Source organism: Halobacillus sp. BBL2006, from assembly GCF_000786645.1.
Classification (GTDB): domain Bacteria; phylum Bacillota; class Bacilli; order Bacillales; family Halobacillaceae; genus Halobacillus.
In genome coordinates this window covers 1-1,959 of the sequence record NZ_JRNX01000419.1, presented here as the reverse complement: position 1 = coordinate 1,959, position 1,959 = coordinate 1, and the positions used below count along the sequence as shown (strand labels likewise).

3 protein-coding genes are annotated in these 1,959 nt (G+C 42.7%); all 3 read left to right on the top strand.

Annotated elements, in window-relative coordinates:
* Positions 1 to 196: amidohydrolase family protein (locus LD39_RS12710; protein ID WP_156112639.1), on the top strand; the 196-nt coding region annotated here is incomplete at its 5' end.
* Between the two features lie 262 nt (positions 197 to 458).
* Positions 459 to 1,259: a DUF4397 domain-containing protein gene (locus LD39_RS12705; RefSeq protein ID WP_035547275.1), complete on the top strand. Its 801-nt coding sequence runs from the start codon at positions 459 to 461 to the stop codon at positions 1,257 to 1,259.
* Positions 1,260 to 1,262: 3 nt separating this feature from the next.
* Complete coding sequence (locus LD39_RS12700) at positions 1,263 to 1,955, top strand: class F sortase (protein WP_052158855.1); 693 nt, start codon at positions 1,263 to 1,265, stop codon at positions 1,953 to 1,955.
* Positions 1,956 to 1,959 lie beyond the last annotated feature (4 nt).

Genomic DNA, 1,959 nt, shown 5'->3' with positions numbered 1-1,959 from the left:
AGGTATGGATATTGAGGACGCTCTCCGAGGCATCACAATCATCCCGGCCAAAAACCTTGGGGTCGATGATCGAGTCGGTTCCATTGAAAAAGGAAAAGACGCTGATCTCGTCCTCTGGAGCGGTCATCCATTTGAATTTTTATCTCAGCCGATTTGGACGATGATTGATGGAAAAATGGCATATTATCAAGAATAGTCTCCACTCCAACATCGATGATTTCATCGGTGTTTTTTTCATGTCAATAATCAAGGAAATATAAGGAAGCACATTGAGAACCTTCAAAAGTTTGAATTCTAAATAAAGCGTGTATATTATAAATGTACAAGTTTTGTATAATCTTTTTATAATTTTTTTCGCGAAATTTTCACAAAATTCAGTCCTGTTTGATTTTGGTTAACGATTGTCGAAACATACACCTTCGACAATTATCATATAAAAAATTTTAAGGAGTGGAAACATGAAGAAAATTTTATCGTCGTTAGCAGCCTTTGTCTTAGTCTTAGGAGTCTTCGCCCCAGCCGCTTTTGCTGATAACCATGGTGATATGGCGAAAGTACGTGTCCTCCACGCTTCCCCTGATGCTCCAGCCGTTGATGTTTATGTTGATGGAGAAGCTGTTGTCGAAGGTGCTGAATTTAAAGCCGCAACGGATTACATGGAAGTCCCTGCCGGAGAACATACAGTCGAAATTTATGCTGCTGGTACAAAAGGTGAACAAGATGCTGTCCTTTCAGCTAATGTCAAAGTTGAATCAGGAATGGCTTATACAGCTGCCGCGATTGATAACTTAGAAAACCTTCAATTAAAGGCAATCCAGGATTCCATGGAAGCTAGCGAAGGAATGTCAAAAGTTCGTGTTGGCCACTTCATTCCAGGTGCACCTGCGGTTGATGTTGGACCGATTGGCGGCGATGCATTATTCTCAGGCGCTGAATTTCCGATGGTGACTGATTATAAAGAGCTCGAGCCAGGAACTTATGATCTGGAAGTTCGTACAACAGATGGAACTCAGTTGATCGATCTTTCTGGGACCACTTTTGAAGAAGGTAAAGTGTATAGTGCATTTGCTGTAGGTACAGCAGACAGTCCTGAAGTTCTTCTATTAGAAGATTCATCCGCTATGCCATCTTCTATGCCAAAAACAGGTTTCGGTGGAGCCAATGACTCTAGTTCAAATGCTATGCTTTATGCAACAATTCTTGGTCTAGCAGCCATGGGTGCTGGATTCATGGTTTTCCGTAAACGTTCTGAAGCGTAACTAATGAAACGATATGTATATTCTATACTCCTTGGCTTCCTCGTATTTATCGTAAGCTTTCAATTGCTTAATGATGAACCCCTTGAGGAAGCCAGGGTTCTTTCATCTTCACCTCAATCTCAAACAACTACGGAAACCGTTAAGAAAGCCGAGCCCGTACCTTTAGCTGCTGACGACGCGCTAAAATCGGCGCCCATCAAGAAAAATTACACACCGGGAACAATTGTACAAAAAGATGAAGCAAAAGGCTTGATTCCTGTACGATTAGAGATTCCATCGATCGATGTAGATGCTCCAGTCCAGCCGCAAGGGTACACAGATGAAGGCGGTATGGCTGTCCCGAACAGTGTAACGGATGTCGGATGGTTTGAACCAGGGACAAAACCCGGAAAGACTGGCAATGCTGTTATTGCCGGTCATGTAGATGGCCAGTATGGTCCTGCAGTCTTCTATGACTTAAAAAAACTTGAAACCGGTGATGATATTGTAGTCCATGGAAAAGACGGAGGTACGTTAACATTTGCGGTCAAGGAAGTTGTCGCTTATCCCGTTGATGATGCCCCACTCCGGAAACTCTTTGGCCCCACGAATGAAAGGTCTTTGAACCTCATCACTTGTACTGGACCTTATGATAACGATGCTCAGGGATACACGGAACGCCTTGCTGTCTATACGATAATGAAAGAAAAACAATAGAAAA